This is a genomic window from Sanguibacter sp. A247 (genome assembly GCF_052324925.1).
In the GTDB taxonomy this organism is placed as follows: Bacteria; Actinomycetota; Actinomycetes; order Actinomycetales; family Cellulomonadaceae; genus Flavimobilis.
In genome coordinates this window covers 273,548-292,400 of sequence record NZ_JBQPRE010000002.1, presented here as the reverse complement: position 1 = coordinate 292,400, position 18,853 = coordinate 273,548, and the positions used below count along the sequence as shown (strand labels likewise).

Genomic DNA, 18,853 nt, shown 5'->3' with positions numbered 1-18,853 from the left:
GCGCCCAGCGTCTGTAGCTCAGGGGATAGAGCACCGCTCTCCTAAAGCGGGTGTCGGCAGTTCGAATCTGCCCAGGCGCACCACGCATCAGGCGTGATGGGCAGCGCCCGCACGCGCAGGGTCGCGCCGGCGGGGCGCGGCCTCGCCTGTTGAGCGTCGTGCTCGTCGCCGGGCTGAGACGGGGCCCGTGCCCGTCGCCGTCCGGCTCGGGTCGTGGAAAACTGGGCGACATGACGTCATCTCCTGATCTCGAGCTCGCCGCCGCTCTCGCCGCCGACGCGGCTGAGGCCGCAGGGGCGCTGCCCGACGACCCCGCTCCGGTGCGCCTCGAACGCGTGGGCCCGCGGCAGTACGTCGGCTACAACGACCGCGGCGCGGTCGTCCACATCGGCTCGGGCGAGCACGATGAGCGCTTCACCCCTGGCGAGCTGCTCAAGCTCGCGCTTCTCGGGTGCACGGGGCTCTCGACGGACGTCACGCTCGCACGCCGGCTGGGCGAGGACTATGAGGCGCAGCTCGCGGGCGCCGCGGTGAAGAACGTCGCGGAAGAGCGCTACACGGCGGTCCACGAGCGTCTCGAGATCGACTTGTCGGCGCTCGAGCCCGAGGCCGCGGCACGTCTGCTCACGGCGGCGGGCCGCGCGATCGACAAGAACTGCACGGTGGGCCGCACGGTCCAGGCGGGTGCGGAGGTCCACGTGACGTTCATCGACGCCGCGACGGGTCAGGCGACCGCGCATCTCGCCGAGGAGGTCGCGCGATGAGCCGCGCTGGCGACCCGTTCGAGGAGTTCTCGAAGGTTCCGGGCTCGGGCGTCGTGGCGCGCGCGATCGACGCGGCTGTGCGTGTGCCGTCGTCGGCCATCCATGCGCATGTCACCTCGTTGCGTCGGCGCAACCCTGAGGCGTCCCCTGAGCGGATCCTCGCGATCCTTGACGCGGAGTTCCTCGGGCTCGTGCAGACCACGGGGGGCGCGGTGGGTGGCACGGCCGCGATCCCGGCCGTCGGCACGGCGGTTGCGGCGACGCTCACCGCGGCGGATGTCGCGGCGTTCTTTGCTGCTGCCGCGGCGTACACGCTCGCGGTGGCCGACGTCTACGGCGTCGAGGTCGACGACGTGGCGCAGCGGCGCACGCTGCTGCTCGCGTCGGTTCTGGGTGAGGACGGCTCGCGCGCGATGGCGTCGGCTGGTCTCAACCCGACGGCGTGGGCGCGGGTCGGTCTGGCGTCTATGCCGTCGTCGACGATTCAGCGGGTCAACAAGGTGCTGGCAGGACGCTTCGTCAAGAAGCATCTGCTGCGGCACTCGAGCATGCTGCTGGGCCGCCTCGTCCCGTTCGGTATTGGCGCTGCGGTCGGTGTCATTGGTGGCCGGGCGCTGGGCCGCGGTGTGGTCAAGCAGGCGCGAGCAGCGTTCGGGGATCCGCCCGCGGCCTTTGCTCCGCAGCTGCGCGTCATCGACGGCTTCGCTCAGGGATCGCTTGAGGCGGCGTCGCTTGAGGCTGCTCCCCTGCACCCGAAGGTCGACTGACGTGGCACGGCCCATGCGGTTGCTCATGTGCCCGCCGACGGAGTTCACGGTGGGGTATGAGATCAATCCGTGGATGGACGCGTCGCGGCCTGTCGACGTACCCCTTGCGATGGCGCAGTGGGAGTCGTTGCGTGAGGCGTATGTGGCGGCGGGGCACACGGTCGAGCTGATCGATCCGCTTCCGGGGATGCCGGACATGGTGTACGCGGCGAATGGCGCGACCGTTGTCGACGGTGTGGCGTATGAGGCGCGGTTCTTCGTTGCGGAGCGCCGCGAGGAGGGGCCCGCGTACCTCGCGCGTCTCGCCGAGCTGGGTCTGCGCACGTGTGAGGCTGAGCATGTCAACGAGGGTGAGGGTGATCTGCTCACGGTCGGCGGCATGCTGCTTGCTGGGACGGGGTGGCGCACGGAGCGTGCGGCTCACGCGGAGGCAGCGCAGGTGTTGGGGCGCGAGGCGGTGACGCTCGAGCTCGTGGACGCCCGCTTCTATCACCTCGACACGGCGCTCACGGTGCTGCGTGATGACGCTGAGGGCGTGGATGTGGCGTACTTCCCCGGGGCGTTCACCCCGGAGTCACAGGACGTGCTTGCGCGCCTGTTCCCCGATGCGTTGCATGCGACGGAGGACGACGCTGCGCAGTTCGCGCTCAATGCGTTGAGCGACGGCGAGCGGGTGTGGTTGAACGCGGGGGCTCGTGCGTGGCAGGAGCGGTTGCGCGAGCGCGGCTACACGCCCATGCCCGTGGATGTGTCAGAGATCTTGCGCGGTGGCGGCTCGGTGAAGTGCTGCACGCTCGTGCTGCGCTGAGGCTGGGCCTCAGCGCAGCTGCGCGTCGCGGGTCATTCTGCGGCGGCCTGGTTGCCGACCGGGTTGTCGGCTGCGGCGGCGCGCTTGGTGACGACCATGACGGGGCACTTGGCGTGGTGGAGGACGGCTTGCGACGTTGAGCCCAGCAGGAGCCCGGCGAAGCCGCCGCGGCCGCGGGAGCCGACGACGACGAGGTCAGAGGCGGTGGAGAACTCGGTGAGGAGCTCGGCGCCGGAGCCGTCGAGGACGATGCGACGGACGGTCTGGCCGGGGTGGTCGACGAGGACGCGGTCGACGGTGACGCTCAGCCCCTCGGCGACGTCGGCGAGGACGGCCTCGTGGTCGACTGCTGCGGGCAGCCACGCGAGCATGCCGGCGCCGGAGCCGACGGGCACGCCGGCGACGGCGACGAGCTCGCAGTCCCAGAGCTTCTGCTGACGCAGGGCGGCGCGCAGGGCGTCTTCTGCGGTCGGTGAGCCGTCCATGCCGACGACGATGCGTCGCAGGGGGAACAGCGGGCGCTGATCGACGGGGTCGAGGCCTGCGTTCGAGGCGATCGAGCTGATGGCGGTGCGTTCGCCGTCTTCGCCGAGGTAGGGCACGACGACCGTCGGGCAGTGGCTGTGCGCGGGCAGCGCGGAGGAGACGGTGCCGAGGAGGCGTCCGGCGAAGCCGCCGTGCCCGCGGGTTCCGACGACGACGAGGCGGTGGTCTTTGGAGAGGTCGACGAGCGCGCCTGCGGGGTCGCCTGTCGTGACGGTTGCGGTGACGGCGACGCCTTGGGCGGCGGCGCGGTCGCGTGCTTCGTCGAGGACGGAGCGGGCTCCGTCGAGGATTGCGGTGTCGTCGAGTGCCGCGTAGCCGCCGTCGAGTGACGCGGCGGTGAAGGAGGGCAGGGAGTACGCACAGACGACGTGCAGTGGCCAGCCGAGCTTTTTGGCTTCAGCAGCGGCCCAGTCGAGGGCGTGGAGGCTCGGGGCTGAGCCGTCGACTCCGACAAGGACTACGTCACGGTGCGGCACAGGTGGCCTCCTTCATTGAAGTGACGGCGCGAGCGGACCACGTCGTCCTGCCGTTGACTTTACCCGTTCCCGACCTGTTCTTGCACACCGCACGGGCAGCGGCGTGTGGTTCAACGACAACGGCCTGACCCCGTGCGGGGCCAGGCCGTTGTGCGGTGCGTGCTTCTCAGCCGACGCGGATGAACGTGGGGTTGCTCTGCCAGATCTTGCGGAACTGGATGGTCTTGCCGGGACGCGGGGCGTCGATCTGGGTGTTGCCGCCCGCGTAGATCGCGATGTGGCCCGGGGTCCAGATGAGGTCGCCGGGGCGTGCGTCGGCGCGCGAGATGATCTGGCCGGCGCCGCGCTGGGCTCCGGACGAGCGCGGCAGGTTGACGCCGACCTGGGCGAAGACGTAGGACGTGAAGCCCGAGCAGTCGAAGCCGCGGGGCGTCGAGCCGCCGTAGACGTACGGGACGCCGACGTAGCGCGAGGCGATCTCGAGGACCTTGGAGCCCGAGACGCTCTGCGGGATCGGGTTGTTCTTGACGCGGGGGGCCTCGGTGCGCTCGGAGGAGCGCGAGGCAGGGGCCGCGCGGCGCTCAGGAGCTTCGGCGCGCGTGGGCGCCGGGGCGGCCCGACGAACCTCGGGTGCCGGGGTGACCTTGACGACCTCGACCTCGTCGATGTCGGCGGCCCAGGAGCCTTCGGAGACGGTCACGGCGGGAGCTGCTGCGAGCTGAGCGCGGGCCTGCGACGTGAGGGCAGAGACATCGGCGGAGCCGATGGCGACGGCGTCAGAGCCGACTGCTGCGTTGGCGGGGGCCACAGCCATCGAGACGAGGAGGCCAGAGGACGCTGCGACGACTGCTGTGCGCCGCCCGATGCCCTCTCCTGCGACGTCGACAATGACTTGGCCGAGGGGGCGGCGTGCGGCACGGTGGCGTCCGCGGGTGGTGCTGAGGGTCACTGCTGGCCTCTCTCCAACGCCTGCGAAGTTAGCTGTCGGGTTCGGGCTGAAGAGTGCCCGGCCGAAACGACCGAGGTCGTTCCGGCTTCACCCCGGGTCTCGTGTCTCCACGAAACCAAGGTGGTTCCCCCGCCTCTGCCAGCGGTTCAACGTGTTCGCGGCCGGTGGCAGAGCTCGGCGTTCCGTCCGCGGTCCCGTCCGGTTGACCGGTCGGGCAGATCGAAGGTACCCCACCGACCTACGCCATGTCACGTTCCGATCACGTTTCGTGGACACCTCTTTTGGGGACCCCGGGGTGCGGCGATGAGAAAGGGCGCCCCACCTGCGGCGGGACGCCCTTTCGTCATGATGCGAGGGAGCGGTCAGCGCTCCACGAAAACGTGTCGGAAGACTTCGACGGGCAGGTCTGCCCCCACCTCGGCGTCGACCGACGCCGCTTCGAGGCGCTCGGCACGCCGCGTGAGGACGACAGTCGTCCCGGGTGTGAGGCCCGCCGCGGCGAGGCGCGCCAACAGCTCGATGTCCGTCTGCAGGGGCTCACCCAGGCGCGCGACGATCCCGGTCGCGGAGGATCCGTCGGCGAGCTCGTCGTGAACGACCTGGAGCGAGACGACGCCGTCAAGGAAGGCCGCGCCGGGGTCGGTCCCGCCGATCTCGGCGAGGCCCGGGATGGGGTTGCCGTAGGGCGAGCTCGTCGGGTGGTCAAGCAGCCCGATGAGGTGGCGCTCGACGCGGTCGCTCATGACGTGCTCCCACCGGCAGGCTTCGTCGTGGACGAACTCCCAGTCGAGCCCGATGACATCGGTGAGCAGGCGCTCGGCGAGACGGTGCTTGCGCATGACGCGCATGGCCTTGTTGTGACCGTCCTCGGTGAGCTCGAGGTGACGGTCGCCCGAGACAACGACGAGGCCGTCGCGCTCCATACGCGCCACGGTCTGCGAGACGGTGGGGCCGGAATGTCCCAGTCGCTCAGCGATGCGGGCGCGAAGCGGGACGATCCCCTCCTCGACAAGCTCGTAGATGGTCCGCAGATACATCTCGGTGGTGTCGATGAGGTCGCTCACGGCGCACAGCCTCCCTGTTTCGTCGGTCGCGGCCCAGTCTAGGCCGTCCCTTCTGACGCGGGGTCACGAACCCGCGGGGCCGGCTCCAGCGCCCGCGCAGTCCCGTCGTCAGTGGGCGGACGCCCCTGCCTGAGGCCGGGCGACGCGCGTATTCTCCGAGCGTGACCGAGAACACCGCGATCGTTGTCCCTGCTGATCTGCTGCCCCGCGACGGGCGCTTCGGCTCTGGCCCGTCGAAGGTGCGCCCTGCGCAGGTTGACGCGCTCGCAGCCGCGGGTGCGCACCTGCTGGGCACCTCGCACCGCCAGGCACCCGTCAAGGACGTGGTGCGGCGAGTGCGGGCCGGGTTGAGCGAGCTGTTCTCCCTGCCCGACGGCTATGAGGTCGTGCTGGGCAACGGTGGCGCCACGGCGTTCTGGGACGTGGCGACGTTCTCACTCATCGATGACCGTGCTTCACATGCGGCCTTCGGGGAGTTCTCGGCGAAGTTCGCTGCCGCGACGTCGCGCGCGCCCTTCTTGGGTGACTCGCTCGTGCGGACGTCGGAGCCGGGCACGGTGTGCCTCCCCGAGGTCCGTGAGGACGTCGACTTTTACGCGTGGCCTCACAACGAGACGTCGACGGGTGCGATGGCACCCGTCGTGCGCCCTGAGGGCTCGGACGGCGCGCTCGTGGCGATCGATGCGACGAGCGGCGCGGGCGGCCTTGCACTCGATGCTTCGCAGGCCGACGTCTACTACTTCGCGCCGCAGAAGGTCTTCGCGTCTGACGGTGGGCTGTGGCTTGCGACGCTCTCCCCCGACGCCGTGGAGCGCACCGAGCGGCTCGCGAAGGAGCGTTGGATCCCCGAGATCCTCTCGCTGCAGATCGCGCTGACGAACTCGCGCCTCGACCAGACGCTCAACACGCCCGCGGTGGCGACGCTCGTCATGCTTGCTGAGCAGGTTGAGTGGCTGCTCGCGCAGGGTGGCCTTGCGTGGTCGGCGGCGCGTTGCGCGGAGTCCGCGTCAGTCCTCTACCGCTGGGCTGAGGAACGGCAGTGGGCGACGCCGTTCGTCGCTGACCCGGCCGCGCGCTCGAACGTCGTCGCGACGATCGACATCGACGAGTCGGTCGACGCCACGCGCATCGTCAAGGTGCTGCGCGAGAACGGCGTGCTCGACGTCTTCCCGTACCGCAAGCTCGGCCGCAACCAGCTGCGCGTCGGCGTCTTCCCGGCCGTCGAGCCGAGCGACGTCGAGCGCCTCACGCAGGCGGTCGACTACGTCGTCGAGCGGATGGGCTGAGTAGCTAGCGGGCGAGCGCCGACCGCTTCCGGGGTGGGGTCAGGGTGATCTCGGCACGCAACCCTGTCGCGCTCGCCCGATGCGTCCGTAGCGTGTGCACACAGCACGCCGCGCCATGGCGTGTCGGGACGGGGGAAGCGCGATGTTGCTTGAGACCGCTGAGCGGGTTGCCGCCATCGGCCAGGGGTGCGTCACGTGACGCGCGGCGAGGTCGTCGGGCTCAAATCGACGACATACGCGGGCGCGCCCGACGAGAGGCTGTTCTGCTTCACGAGGTACGCGGCAGACGAGGACCTCAGTGAGAACCGCCTACCCCTCAACCTGAGCCGCCTCTCGTGGCGCGTGCGTGAGCGTCTCGAGCAGGGGTCCCTTCTCGCCAAAATCGCCAACGACGTCGACGAGTACACGTGGTACAGCGCGAGCCGCGTCGCCACGCTCCTCAACCGCTTCGAGCACGGCACGATCGCGCCCGCCACCCAAAGTGCGCCCGCCCGGCCGCCGACCCCCACGCCCTAAGCATGCCCGGTCTGTCAGCCGGCGAGAACGCCAACGGCGAAGCAGCCGCGCGATGTTTGAGGCCCAGCACCCGAACCGGTCGCCGATCAGCTCGACACCCGTGGCCAGGACACACCCCACGCCTACGTCGGGCATTCCTGTACTCCGACGATCTGCCATCGCCTGTCGTCCGCGTCTGAAGATGCGACGACGACCTTCTTTTCACATCCAAGATTCACGGCTCGCCCTGTTCATCGCGAGGCCTGCCTAGCATCCAGCCGACCCTCCAGGAGGTTCACCATGCAGTTCCGAGAACTCAGTCTCAACGGCGCGTGGGAGATCACGCCCCAGCAGCACGAAGACGACCGCGGCGTCTTTCTCGAGAGTTTCAAGGCCTCAGAGTTCGAGGCAGCGGTCGGACGCTCCCTCGACCTCCGGCAGGCGAATGTTTCGGTGTCCTCCGTCGGCACACTACGCGGCGTCCACTTCGCCGACGTGCCCCCCGGGCAGGCCAAGTACGTCACATGCGTCAAAGGCGCCGTCCTCGATGTCGTCGTCGACATCCGGGTGGGCTCACCGACGTTTGGACGTTGGGACGCGGTCCTGCTCGACGATGTCGACCGGCGCGCGACCTACCTTGCCGAAGGCTTGGGGCACGCATTCTGCTCGCTTGAGGACGGTTCAACAGTCGCCTACATGTGCTCGACGCCGTACGCGCCTGGGCGCGAACACGGCATACATCCTCTCGACCCCGAGATCGGCATCGAGTGGCCCACGCGCGCCCGCGATGGCAGCCCGCTCACATACGAGCTCTCCATAAAGGACGAAGCCGCCCCGACGCTGGCAGAGGCGCTCTCAGCGGGTCTGCTCCCGACGATGGATGCGGTCGACGCGTACGTCGGATTCCTCGGACCTCACTACGCCCCGAGGCGCACTGTGGGGGTGTAGGGGGTATGGGGGTGAGGTCAGGGTGAGCGGCGCTCCGTCCGGGGAGGAGTCCGGGACAGGATCAATTGCATGCGGGGGATCATCCTTGCCGGGGGTTCCGGCACACGACTTCATCCGATCACCATGGGCGTGAGCAAGCAGCTCGTTCCCGTGTACGACAAGCCAATGATCTACTACCCGCTCTCGACGCTGCTGCTCGCCGGGATCCGGGACGTGCTGGTCATCACGACACCGCACGACGCCGAGCAGTTCCATCGGCTACTTGGCGATGGTTCGCAGTTCGGCATCTCGATCAGTTACACGGTGCAGGCGGAGCCGAACGGCCTCGCGCAGGCGTTCGTGCTCGGCGAGGACTTCGTCGGCGCCGATAAGTGCGCTCTCGTCCTGGGCGACAACATCTTCTACGGGCACGGCCTGGGCCGGCAGCTGCAGGGCTACACGGATGTCGAGGGCGGCGCTGTGTTTGCGTACCGGGTGGCGGACCCGACTGCGTACGGGGTCGTCGAGTTCGGCGCGGACGGCCGCGCGATCTCACTCGAGGAGAAGCCGGCCGTTCCGAAGAGCTCGTACGCCGTGCCGGGCCTGTACTTCTATGACAATGACGTCGTCGAGATCGCCAAGAGCCTCGAGCCCTCGGCGCGCGGGGAGTACGAGATCACTGACGTCAACAGGGAGTATCTGCACCAAGGCAAGTTGCAGGTCGGAGTCCTCCCCCGCGGCACGGCGTGGCTCGACACGGGCACATTCGACTCGCTACTCGAAGCCTCCGATTTCGTCCGCACGATCGAGAATCGGCAGGGCATGAAGATCGGCGCACCGGAGGAGATCGCGTGGCGGCGCGGGTTCCTCACTGACGACGAGCTCGCAGAGCGCGGGCACGCACTCGAGAAGTCGGGGTACGGGGCCTATCTGTTGGGGTTGCTCGACCGTTCGCTCTCGCCACTGCTCGCGGTGTGAGAAGCCCACGCTCGCGCTAGTGCGCGAGCGTGACCGGCTTGAGGTGTTCGACGCGCATCTCGATGCCGTCCTTGCGGGCGACGACCCTCACGTTGTAGGCACCCGACGGCGCGGTGAAGGGCTGGGCGTCGAGAACGGCGTCGGCGACGCGCAGCGGGACGACGGTGCCGTCGGGCCCAACGAGCGTGAGCCTGACACTTGCGACGGTGGGACGATGCCCATCTGCTGTCGCGGCGAGGTGCGGCACGTCGAGATGCGCGCGTGTGGGGGCAGTGCCCGTGACAGGAAGCAGCCGTTCGGTGTCAGTGTCGCGGACGATCGCGTGCCACGTGCTGCCGTGAGGAACGTCGGCGAGGCCGGCCTCGACGAGGCCGAGGTCGAGGCCGTCGTCATGAGCAGCCACTGCGGTGAGGCGCGCGCGTGGGCCCGGGATGATGTGGAGCGTCCCGCGCACGGACGCCGCTAGGCCTCGTGGGAGGGAGTTCCGGAGGGCCGTCGACGCGACGATGCGCGTGCCCCGAGTTTTGACGACGGCCTCGAGCGGGGCGTCGTGGTCGGCGTGCGCGAGATGGTCGAGCGCGACGGTCCAGGTGCCGTCGTCGGGGGCGAGCGGAATGTACGGCTCGGTGCCGCTGAACGCGACGCTCTCCGGCTGGGATTCTGCGGAGAGTGCGACGCGGAGGTGGCCGTCAGTGACCGCGAGCATCGTCGCTATCGCCGCGGGCCGGCTCGTCCGCAGGTGGAGCTCGTCGTCGGCGACAACGGGGAGTACCGCTGTGCCGTCGATGATCTCGGCGCGGGGCCGAGGGGCGCGCGTCCCCGTCCCGGCGGCGAAGGTGACCGGCTCGGTGTGCGTGCCGGCGAGGACGAGAGTGGCGCGCACAGGGGTGGCGGTGCCGCGCACGGTGGCGAGCGTGGCACGCGAGATGACGGCGACGACGTCGAGCTCCGACCCGGTATGGGGCGCGTCGGGTCGGCGGGACGCCGGGCCGACGACGTGCGCCCGGATCTCGCCGGGCAGCTCGCCGACCGTGAGCGTGACGGCGGCATCGCCGGGCACGACGGCGAGGCCGGGGATCTTCAGCGTCCCGCGGACGACGAGGCCCTCCGAGTTCCACGTGAGCCGGTTGAGCATGAGCGACGACTCGACATCGAGCGGGACCTCGGCCCACCAGTCAGGCAAGGGCTGCACAGCGGCGGCACGCGAACGGTCGTCGACCACGGCGCGGGGGGCGCGCAGCCCGGAACGGTCGAGCCGCGCGAGCGGAGGCCGCCTGCCGGCAAGGTCGGCGGCGAGCGAGGCGAGCGCAGTCCAGTCGCGGTGGGCTGCGTACCAGGCTGCAAGGCGCTGCGGTCCGCGTACCCGCGCGGCGAGCTCGCGTCGCCCCTCGGGCGTCGAGGAGCCGTGCTCGAGATACGTCGCGACGGTCGTCGCGAGCAGCTCCTGGTAGTCGGGCTCGGCCGTGCCGGCATGGTTGAGGTACGGCACGAGGTCGAGGTCGAAGACGCGCGCAATCCACAGCGCCTTCTCCGTCGCGGTGCCCTCACGCTCGAGAAGGTCCCACGCGTCAGCTTTGGCCCGTGCGCGGTCAGCGAGGTTGGCGAGCTCGTCCTTGGGCTGGCTGAGGGATGTGCCGTCGTCACGCTTCCGCCAGCGGTAGGTCACCTGGGCGAGCACGTCGAACCGTGTGCCGTTGAGGTAGGAGCGCAGCATGGGCACGTGGTCCTCGTAGACCATGCCCTCGGGGAACGGGCCGATGTGTTCATCCCAGAAGGAGCGTCGGTACATGCGGTTGCACGCGAGAATGTCGCGCATGGCCTCGGGAAGCTCGGCGAGGGTCGTGCTTCGCCTGTCTCGCCCATGCACCTCACGCACCCAGCGAGCGATCCACGCTCGCGTCGAGTCAAAGCGCTCGACCCCGCCCGTGACGAATGCCGAGCCCGACGCCTCAAGCGAAGCGACCATGGCGGAAAAGGCGTCCGGCGGAACGATGTCGTCAGCGTCTACGAACGTCACGTAATCACCGCGAGCCCGCTCGAGCCCACGGTTGCGGGTCGCGCCAAGACCACCGTGGTCGACTGCGACGACCGTGATGCGCGGGTCCTCCTGAGCGAGGCGGCGAGCGAGCGCGAGCGAGCCGTCCGTCGAGTCGTCATCGATGAGCAGGATCTCTAGATGCCGGTACGTCTGCGCCGTGAGCGAGCCGACCGCCTCCGCGAGGTACTCCTCCACGTTATAGACCGGGACGATGACAGTGACGAATGGCGGGTTGAGCGCATCGGAAGCCACGGTGCTTTCAAGCCGCCAGGAGCGTCGCCACCACGACGCCCCAGAGCGGTCGGTTCGTCTCTCACGCATGCGTACTACCTCGGGCTCGGGCTCACGAGAGCATTGCGACGGCCCGGCCATCACTCGGGCCTTGGGCGCCGCGGGTCATCAGACAGTGTCGTCGTCCGCCAGTGCGGAGTCGCGCCGGACCACGTACGTTGGTCTCTGCATCGAGCGGGTGTGGAGCCTTCCTACGTACTCGCCGAGGACCGCGATCGAGATCATCTGGGCCCCGGAGAAGATAGCGATCATCGAAGCGAGCGTCGTCCACCCAGCGACGGTGATGTCGCCAGCAATGAACTTCACCAGGACGAAGACGAGCAGGCCGATGCCCAGGGACGCACAGAACGCACCTAGCCACGCGACGGCGCGCAGCGGAAGTGTCGAGTATCCCGTCACCATGTTGAGCGTATGGCGGATGAGCGAACGCAGGGAATAGTTGGAGGTTCCCACGGTGCGTTCGTCCATCTGGACGGTGACCCGGCGCACCCCAGTCGTCGCCCAGGACAAGAGAACGTCCATCGACACGTAGGGGTCGTTCACGTCGGCGAATACGCCGTTGAGGCTTCGGCGGAACGCGCGGAATGCACTGACATCGGTCGCGCTCGGCACGCCAGACGCACTGAGACCACGCTTGACGACACGAGACGCGAGCGAGCGCCAGAATCCGTGCTCTTCCTCTTGCGCGACTCCGTAGACGAGGTCCACGGACTCGTCATGCAGCGGCTCGACGAGCGCTGAGATCTCGTCCGGGCGGTGCTGGAGGTCATCGTCCATCGTCACGACGACCTCGAACTGGGCGCGCAGGACACCCGCGAGTAACGCGTTGTGCTGGCCGTAGTTGCGACGCAACTCGACGCATCGCACCTTCGCGTGGTCGGCCAGGTTTCGCGCAACGTCAGCCGTGTCGTCGGGGCTGCCGTCCACGACGAGGACGACCTCGTAGTCCGAGGCGGGCGATCCACTCTCCGCACCTAGAGCGGCGTGCAGCTCGGCGACGAGCTCTGGGAGCGTTGCGCTCGACCGGTAGCAGGGGATGACGACACTTATGCGCACGTTCAAGAATCTTCTCTGTGGGCGTTCTCACCGGCGGGCGACCGGTGACGGAAGGAGACGAACCGGTGCCCCAAGTAGGAGAGCACCGCGACGACAACGATGGCGACGACCTGTGCGACCAGCGGGTGCCAACCGACAATCTCGACGAGCGCCGGTGTTGCGACGATACCGGCGACAGCACCCGAGGACCACACACCGAGGAAGCGTATGAAATCAGGGAACCACGGCCCTTCCGACCGGAAGATCAGGGTTCGGTAGGCGGGAAACGCAATGGAGACAATGATGACCTGCGCTGTGAGGATCGCGACGAAGTAGTGGAGTCGGGTGGTGAGGAGCAGTGCGAGGACCCCGATATAGACGAGCGAAGTCGTTCCCGCGACGAGCAGGTATCTCACCTGCTCGAGTTCGAGCAGGCGCCGGGTGAACGTCGCAACGGATCGACTATCCGAGCCTCCGTGAGGCGTGTCGACAGAGTCGTGAGGGAGTGGACGCACGGCACGAGATTAGTACGTCCGGTGGCATAGGATGTGGGATCCTCAGATGTGACCGTCGACGCCATCTTGTTCTCCCGCCCGTACCGCACACCCGACGAGCTCGGGTATCTCGATGAGGTCCTTGCCTCGGGCCATGGCCAGGGTGATGGCCCCTTCACGCAGCGGGCCATCGACCTCATTGGCGCCATCACTGGAACGCACCACTCGCTCCTTACTCCGTCGGGCACGCATGCTCTCGAACTCGCGTTCTGGCTCCTCGACCTCGAACCCGGTGACGAGGTGGTCGTGCCGAGCTTCACCTTCACATCGACGGCCGCGGCGGTCGTCCAGGTCGGCGCAGTCCCCGTCTTCGTCGACATCGACTCGCGCACGGGCAATATCGATCCTGCAGCGTTCGCGGCGGCGATCTCGCCTCGCACGCGCGCGGTGTGCGTCGTCCACTACGGAGGCGTCGGCGTCGACTTCGACGCGATCACTGCGGTCGCCGAGCCGCACGGTATTCGGATCGTCGAAGACAACGCGCACGGCCTGGGTGCCTCATGGCGCGGCCGGAAGCTCGGTACGCTCGGCGACGTGGCGGCGCAGTCGTTCCACTCGACGAAGAATGTGCACGCGGGCGAGGGCGGCGCGCTCCTCACGGGGTCGGACGAGATGGCAGATCGAGCCGAGGTGATTCGCGAGAAGGGCACAGACCGAACGCGGTTCCTGCGCGGCCAGGTCGACAAATACTCGTGGGTCGACCGGGGCTCGAGCTTCCTGCTAAGCGAACTCAACGCCGCAGTTCTCACGGGCCAGCTCGAGCACTTCGAGGAGATCCAGGCCCGCCGCCACGCGGTGTGGGACGCCTATGCGGCGGGGCTCGCTGGGTGGGCCGTTGAGTCCGGCTGGTCCCTCATGCACGTCCCGGCCGAGGCCGAGCATCCGGCACACGTCTTCTACGTACTTGCACCTGACCACGCTGGGCAGACCGACATGCTCAGCCACCTACGGGCCCACGGCATCAACGGCACCTTTCACTACGTGCCGCTCGACACGTCGGTCGCCGGTCGCCGCTACGGCCGGACACCCTTCCCATGCACGGCGACCGCCGACTTCTCTTCCCGCCTCGTGCGGCTCCCGCTGTGGACCGGGCTCACCGAGGCCCAGATCGCTCGCGTCATCGAGACCGTCCAGACCTACACCCCGTCTGCTACCGCCTCGCGCGCGTCATGAGTTGGGCCGAGCACGCCCGTCCCGGGCTCGTAGTGGCGGACTCTCCCTACGAGTCCGCGCGATTCGGGAGGTCATTTGCCCGAGCAACTATCGGCACCGCCAACGCTGCGCAGGTGACGAGTGCTCTCGACTCGCGCGACGAAGAGATTATCGTCGTGCGCTTTGACGCCTCGCGACGGGACATCGGAGCTGCGCTCGCGCGCACAGGGCGCGTCGTACTCCCCGCCGGGACGCTCACCTACTGGGAGCGTCCGTCGTCGCTCGGCGAGCTCGAAGTCCCCGAGCACAGTCTTCGCGTCGTCGAGGCGTCCGAACCGGGCGCACCCTCCGAGGACGAGCTTGACCTCGTTGTCGGCGACTCCTTCGCGGCCTACGGCAACCACTACAGTGCGAATCCGCTCCTCGACGCCGCTGCAGCGCTCGCTGGGTACCAGGAGTGGGCCCGACGCAGCCTCGAGACACCCGACCACGAGGTCGCTTTCCTCTTCGACAGCGACGACCTCATCGGTGCCGCCACGGTCCACATCACGCCTGAACACGCCGAGATTCTCCTCGCGGGACTCATCCGGGCGGCCCAGGGGCGGGGTGCCTACCGTGCACTCCTGTCTTGGTGCGTCGCTACTGCCGCCCGGCACGATGTCTCGAAACTCATCATCTCGACCCAGGCCGACAACGTCCGTGTCCAGCGCGCCTGGGCTCGCGCAGGGTTCGTGCCGTTCGCGGCCGTCGAGACAGCGCATCTCGTACGCGAGGGACTGCCCGAATGATGCGACCGCAGACGCAAGTGAAGACTTCCTGTCAGGAAGTTCTATCCTGGGAACCCCGCCCAGCATACGGATCCCGCCTTTCCTGCCAACGACGCGGGAGAGCCCTAGGATGCTGAGAGCTCCCAGCCAAACGACCGACCACACCAGGCCAAAGTCCAGCGCGCGGAAGAACTGGAGCTAACTACTTGCTAGGAGTCGACCTTGATCGCCACATCACTTCATCGAGCCGGGAGACCCGTAGCGCCATGAGCAAGACCAACACGGTCAGCAATCGCCCAGAAGCGCTCCGAGGTTGGCGCTCTCCCAAGTCCCGATTCGGTGCTACCGCAGCGTGCATAGTCCTGTGCGCCTTCATCTTCAACGCCCTAACCCCACTCGTCGCGGACGACTGGGGCCGCGCAACAGCAATGACGAGCGTCAAAAAGATTCTCGTAAATTCACGGAACTTCTATCTCGAGTGGGACGGCCGGTTCGTCAACACCATCTTGGGCAACTCCACATTCCTCTTGCCGAGCTATATCTTTGACGCGATTAACGCAGCCGCCTTCCTCGCGCTTATGCTACTCATCTATGCGATCGCAGCTCCTAAGAATGCACTTAGCACTACACTACTCGCTCTCACGACATTTCTAACATGGCTCTACCTCCCCGCGTTCGGTCAGATCACGCTCTGGCAGCTGGGATCGGCGATCTATCTGTGGGCCGCGGTTCAGATTTTCGCTGTAATTTGGGTATTCGCCAGATATTACACTCGCAAAGAAGAGCTTGGCCGCCGGCCAGCTGCACGAGCCGTTCTATTGTTCGTCCTGGGCGCGATCGCTGGAAACGCCGCCCAGAACGGATCGGGCGGTGCGCTTCTCATCCTCACAGGCATTGCGATCGCCACTTGGTTCAAGTACCGGAAGATTCCTCTCTGGATGGTGACGGGGTGGTCCGGGACCGCGTCAGGGCTCGCCGCGGTCGTGCTGGCTCCCGGGAACTCGATCCGCGAGGACGCGCTAACCACAGAGCGCGACGCCGGTCTCCGCGGCCTCTTAGGCCACTTCGACTTCCTACTGACGCGGCAGTACCAAGAGATGGGCAGCCTAATGATTCTCATTGCCGTTCTCTTCGCCATCTACTTCGCGCTCCACCGTCGGAACGCCGACAGGATCGTCATGGCATCCCTGTTTGTCGCGGCCGGCTTCGCGGTGACCTTCGTGATGATGGCTGCCCCCCGCGGCGCCGCGACGCATCGCACCTACTCCTTCAGCGCCTTCTTCTTGATCGCTGCCGCTGTCGTGCTCATCGCTGGCATCGTCGAGGCGATCGAACGCCCAGGCTTGATTGCACAACGCGCGCTCGCTGCGGGGATCGGTGTGATGACCATGTTTACCATGGTCCCTGCCGTATATGACGCCGCGGAGATGTGGACCGCGGACCGCGATCGGACCGCTCGCGTCATCATGAAGCGCGAGGCAGGCAAAACGAAGGTAGCCGTCGCCCCTCTCCCAGCACCTAGATCAAAATACCGTGCCGACCACAACCTAGGCGATGTCACGGACGACCCCAACCATTGGCGGAACAGGTCATTCGCGCACTACACAGGGGTTAAGACTGTTGTCGCTCGGACACCCCGCCCCGCTGGCTAGGCGGGGCGCCGCGTCGCATGAAGCGGTGTGGTGTCCCTAGCTGCGGTTCGCAGAATTCGCGGCGGGTTAGACATTGCCGGGCCAGCATGGCGAAATATACTCCTGCCTTCACCCGGCTCTAACGAGCGAGGCGAGGTATGTACCGTACCCGCTCTTGCGTAGCGGCTCGGCGAGGAAGAGCATCTGATTGTCGTCAATCCAACCTTGGCGCCAAGCGACTTCCTCCGGGCATCCGATCTTCAACCCCTGACGAGCCTCAACAGCGTGAATGAAATTAGCGGCCTCCAATAGCGAATTCGCAGTCCCCGTGTCCAGCCACGCTGTCCCACGAGGCAAGACGGAGACCGTGAGCCGCCCCTGCTCAAGGTATCTCTCATTGATTGCGCTGATTTCGAGTTCGCCCCGCGGGCTGGGCTCAATGCTGTGCGAGATTTCCACAACATCCGGGCTATAGAAGTACAGACCGGGGATGGCATAATTAGATCGTGGATTCTCAGGCTTTTCCTCGATCGACAGCACGGCCCCATCCGCGGCGAACTCGACGACGCCATACTCCCGAGGATCGCTCACGTGATAGGCGAATATCTGGCCGCCGTCGACATCGCGCTGCGTCGCGAGAGATAGTCCAAGCCCAGACCCGTAAAAGACGTTGTCGCCGAGCACCAACGCTACGGGTTCGTCACCGATAAAGTCCGCGCCGATGTGGAACGCTTGGGCAAGGCCTTCCGGCTTCGGCTGCTGGGCGTACGTGATAGAGATCCCCCAGCGCGCGCCGTCACCCAGGAGGCGCCGGAACTGCTCGGCATCGTTCGGAGTCGTAATAACGAGCACTTCACGGACCCCCGCTGTCATGAGCGTTGTCAGCGGGTAGTAGATCATCGGCTTGTCATAGAGGTTCAGGAGCTGCTTTGACACAGCTGTCGTCACGGGATGCAGTCTCGTACCGCTCCCCCCGGCCAGGATGATTCCACGCATGGCTGCATGCTACCGGGTCGCCCGCTCGGCGGCCGTTCCTGCGGAAGGTCCGCGGTGAATCGTTGACTCGGGCCACCGTGTGTTGAAGCCCTACTGAGCTCATCATTGCCGTCGTCGGGTTCACCCTGGCCAGTCGGCGACGAAAGACGCTCTGCGGCCAGCCGCCTGTCGACCCAACATCACAGCGATGGCGGGGCTTCCGTCTACGGCGCGCTCGGAACCGCAAACTCGGGCGGGGTGCTCGCTGTGGACAAGCCAGTGACCACAACGTGGATAGGTGCACGCGCCAGCGATAGGCCCGGGCGCCGCCGGACACCGGCCGACGGGGCGCGGCATTCGAGACGGTCCTTGTGCGTCCCGAGATCACCGACCCGACGACCGCCACCATGGACACCACCTGGAGCTGCTCCTGAATACCGCCAGGTCCGTGAGCAACCTACGGCTCCAGGTGGCCAGCGCGACGGTCGATCAGTCACCAGCCCCCGGCGCGCAGCATGGTCTGAGTCCCGATCCGCGGCCCTTGCGTCCGCGCTGCCCGGTGGTGTCCCGTTAGACGCGGCGGCGAGGCCCGTCGACAGCTTGAGCGTTGAGCTTGACGACGTGGCCCGAGTACGAAGCTGCTGTCCCGTCGCCGATCTCGGTGTCGATCGCCTCCTTGTGACCGCCAAACCGGTCCAGCGCATCGACCTCTATGGTTGCGCGCACGCGCGACCTGGGTCGATGAGCCGCTCGGCATAGCGCGTCCGAGAGCCGCTGACTGCCAGGCAAAGAAACCGTCCCTGATACCACTTTGGCGCGCGCCATAACGTGCGCCTCGTCGAGGCCCTCGGAGACGAACTGGCAACTTGGTAGCTTCAGATCACTGGGGACCTCTCGAACCCCCACCGTACGCGCAACCCGTCAGACGCATCGCGCCCCACAGGAACGTCGAACGCGCCGACTATAGCCTCGGCCGCATTCCGCGATGGGTTTGCAACCACCGGAAGCCTGCGCCCATGAGTGAGTGCCCAGGCCTAGGTAGGGTCAGGTCAGGGTGCGAACCATCCATGCGGCATCCTCGAGCGCCTGCCCGTACTGGACCGCCGCCGGGCTCTCCCGCCCGCCGACACCCAAGCCGTGACCGAACAGAACGCGAGCACGACACACTCCATCGGGAGCAGGACGAGGGCGTTCTTTGCTACGCGCACCGTCACTCGGGACACGCCAGTGGTTAACACGGCCGGCTCGGCCGATTGGTTGAAGGACCAAGCCCGCACCATCACGGCTACCAAGCCCGCCACCTGCAACTCTGCCGCCTAGCGCCCGCACCACGGCACGGTGGAGCCAATG

Annotated in this window: 18 protein-coding genes, 1 tRNA gene and 1 riboswitch; of the genes, 11 read left to right on the top strand and 8 right to left on the bottom strand. The window is 67.4% G+C overall.

Going from position 1 to position 18,853, the window contains the following annotated elements:
* Nucleotides 1–7: 7 nt before the first annotated feature.
* The 4 genes from ACTVCO_RS05515 (at nt 8) to ddaH (ending at nt 2,339) form a co-directional block, all read left to right on the top strand.
* Nucleotides 8–83, top strand: a tRNA-Arg gene (locus tag ACTVCO_RS05515).
* Nucleotides 84–230: 147 nt separating this feature from the next.
* Nucleotides 231–764, top strand: coding sequence for an OsmC family protein (locus ACTVCO_RS05510; RefSeq protein ID WP_443727410.1), 534 nt, complete (start codon nt 231–233; stop codon nt 762–764).
* A complete protein-coding gene (locus ACTVCO_RS05505; RefSeq protein ID WP_443727409.1) occupies nt 761–1,531 on the top strand; it encodes a hypothetical protein in 771 nt (256 codons plus the stop codon). Before ACTVCO_RS05510 ends, ACTVCO_RS05505 begins: the two co-directional genes overlap by 4 nt.
* Before the next feature lies 1 nt (nt 1,532).
* Nucleotides 1,533–2,339 (top strand): dimethylargininase, encoded by an 807-nt coding sequence (gene ddaH, locus ACTVCO_RS05500; protein ID WP_443727408.1) that lies wholly within the window; start codon nt 1,533–1,535, stop codon nt 2,337–2,339.
* Between the two features lie 32 nt (nt 2,340–2,371).
* Here the strand turns inward: ddaH and ACTVCO_RS05495 are convergent, their stop codons facing one another.
* The 3 genes from ACTVCO_RS05495 to ACTVCO_RS05485 all read right to left on the bottom strand — a co-directional run bounded on the left by ACTVCO_RS05495 (nt 2,372) and on the right by ACTVCO_RS05485 (nt 5,374).
* Nucleotides 2,372–3,361 (bottom strand): universal stress protein, encoded by a 990-nt coding sequence (locus tag ACTVCO_RS05495; protein WP_443727407.1) that lies wholly within the window; start codon nt 3,359–3,361, stop codon nt 2,372–2,374.
* 166 nt (nt 3,362–3,527) lie between these two features.
* Nucleotides 3,528–4,310, bottom strand: a complete 783-nt coding sequence (locus ACTVCO_RS05490; protein ID WP_443727406.1) for a C40 family peptidase — start codon at nt 4,308–4,310, stop codon at nt 3,528–3,530.
* 2 nt (nt 4,311–4,312) lie between these two features.
* A riboswitch (cyclic di-AMP (ydaO/yuaA leader) is annotated at nt 4,313–4,472 on the bottom strand.
* Nucleotides 4,473–4,672: 200 nt separating this feature from the next.
* Nucleotides 4,673–5,374 (bottom strand): metal-dependent transcriptional regulator, encoded by a 702-nt coding sequence (locus tag ACTVCO_RS05485; RefSeq protein ID WP_443727405.1) that lies wholly within the window; start codon nt 5,372–5,374, stop codon nt 4,673–4,675.
* A gap of 161 nt (nt 5,375–5,535) precedes the next feature.
* On the opposite strand from ACTVCO_RS05485, the gene serC reads away from it, so the two are divergent.
* The 4 genes from serC (at nt 5,536) to rfbA (ACTVCO_RS05465) (ending at nt 9,060) form a co-directional block, all read left to right on the top strand.
* Nucleotides 5,536–6,660, top strand: coding sequence for a phosphoserine transaminase (serC, locus tag ACTVCO_RS05480; protein WP_443727404.1), 1,125 nt, complete (start codon nt 5,536–5,538; stop codon nt 6,658–6,660).
* Between the two features lie 195 nt (nt 6,661–6,855).
* Nucleotides 6,856–7,176 (top strand): hypothetical protein, encoded by a 321-nt coding sequence (locus tag ACTVCO_RS05475; RefSeq protein WP_443727403.1) that lies wholly within the window; start codon nt 6,856–6,858, stop codon nt 7,174–7,176.
* A gap of 279 nt (nt 7,177–7,455) precedes the next feature.
* Entirely contained in the window at nt 7,456–8,103 is a 648-nt protein-coding gene (locus tag ACTVCO_RS05470) for a dTDP-4-dehydrorhamnose 3,5-epimerase family protein (RefSeq protein ID WP_443727402.1), read from the top strand.
* A 69-nt stretch (nt 8,104–8,172) separates the two neighbouring features.
* Nucleotides 8,173–9,060 carry a glucose-1-phosphate thymidylyltransferase RfbA gene (gene rfbA / locus ACTVCO_RS05465; protein ID WP_443727401.1) on the top strand — a complete coding sequence of 296 codons (888 nt, stop codon included), beginning with the start codon at nt 8,173–8,175 and terminating at the stop codon, nt 9,058–9,060.
* 16 nt (nt 9,061–9,076) lie between these two features.
* On the opposite strand, the gene ACTVCO_RS05460 is transcribed toward rfbA (ACTVCO_RS05465), so the two are convergent.
* The 3 genes from ACTVCO_RS05460 to ACTVCO_RS05450 form a co-directional block, all read right to left on the bottom strand.
* The gene (locus ACTVCO_RS05460; protein WP_443727400.1) at nt 9,077–11,350 is read right to left on the bottom strand and encodes a glycosyltransferase; all 2,274 of its coding nucleotides are present in this window, start codon (nt 11,348–11,350) and stop codon (nt 9,077–9,079) included.
* 147 nt (nt 11,351–11,497) lie between these two features.
* Nucleotides 11,498–12,445: a glycosyltransferase family 2 protein gene (locus tag ACTVCO_RS05455; RefSeq protein WP_443727399.1), complete on the bottom strand. Its 948-nt coding sequence runs from the start codon at nt 12,443–12,445 to the stop codon at nt 11,498–11,500.
* A 2-nt stretch (nt 12,446–12,447) separates the two neighbouring features.
* Nucleotides 12,448–12,840 (bottom strand): GtrA family protein, encoded by a 393-nt coding sequence (locus ACTVCO_RS05450; RefSeq protein ID WP_443727398.1) that lies wholly within the window; start codon nt 12,838–12,840, stop codon nt 12,448–12,450.
* Nucleotides 12,841–12,987: 147 nt separating this feature from the next.
* Here ACTVCO_RS05450 and rffA point away from each other — a divergent pair, with 147 nt between their 5' ends.
* The 3 genes from rffA to ACTVCO_RS05435 all read left to right on the top strand — a co-directional run bounded on the left by rffA (nt 12,988) and on the right by ACTVCO_RS05435 (nt 16,549).
* Nucleotides 12,988–14,151 carry a dTDP-4-amino-4,6-dideoxygalactose transaminase gene (rffA, locus tag ACTVCO_RS05445; protein WP_443727397.1) on the top strand — a complete coding sequence of 388 codons (1,164 nt, stop codon included), beginning with the start codon at nt 12,988–12,990 and terminating at the stop codon, nt 14,149–14,151.
* A 113-nt stretch (nt 14,152–14,264) separates the two neighbouring features.
* Nucleotides 14,265–14,918, top strand: coding sequence for a GNAT family N-acetyltransferase (locus tag ACTVCO_RS05440; RefSeq protein ID WP_443727396.1), 654 nt, complete (start codon nt 14,265–14,267; stop codon nt 14,916–14,918).
* 245 nt (nt 14,919–15,163) lie between these two features.
* Nucleotides 15,164–16,549: a DUF3329 domain-containing protein gene (locus ACTVCO_RS05435; protein WP_443727395.1), complete on the top strand. Its 1,386-nt coding sequence runs from the start codon at nt 15,164–15,166 to the stop codon at nt 16,547–16,549.
* A gap of 108 nt (nt 16,550–16,657) precedes the next feature.
* Here the strand turns inward: ACTVCO_RS05435 and rfbA (ACTVCO_RS05430) are convergent, their stop codons facing one another.
* Both rfbA (ACTVCO_RS05430) and ACTVCO_RS05425 read right to left on the bottom strand, forming a co-directional pair.
* On the bottom strand, nt 16,658–17,524 hold the full coding sequence (gene rfbA / locus ACTVCO_RS05430; RefSeq protein ID WP_443727394.1) for a glucose-1-phosphate thymidylyltransferase RfbA: 867 nt from the start codon (nt 17,522–17,524) through the stop codon (nt 16,658–16,660).
* A gap of 549 nt (nt 17,525–18,073) precedes the next feature.
* Nucleotides 18,074–18,229 carry a hypothetical protein gene (locus ACTVCO_RS05425; RefSeq protein ID WP_443727393.1) on the bottom strand — a complete coding sequence of 52 codons (156 nt, stop codon included), beginning with the start codon at nt 18,227–18,229 and terminating at the stop codon, nt 18,074–18,076.
* Nucleotides 18,230–18,853: the final 624 nt, after the last annotated feature.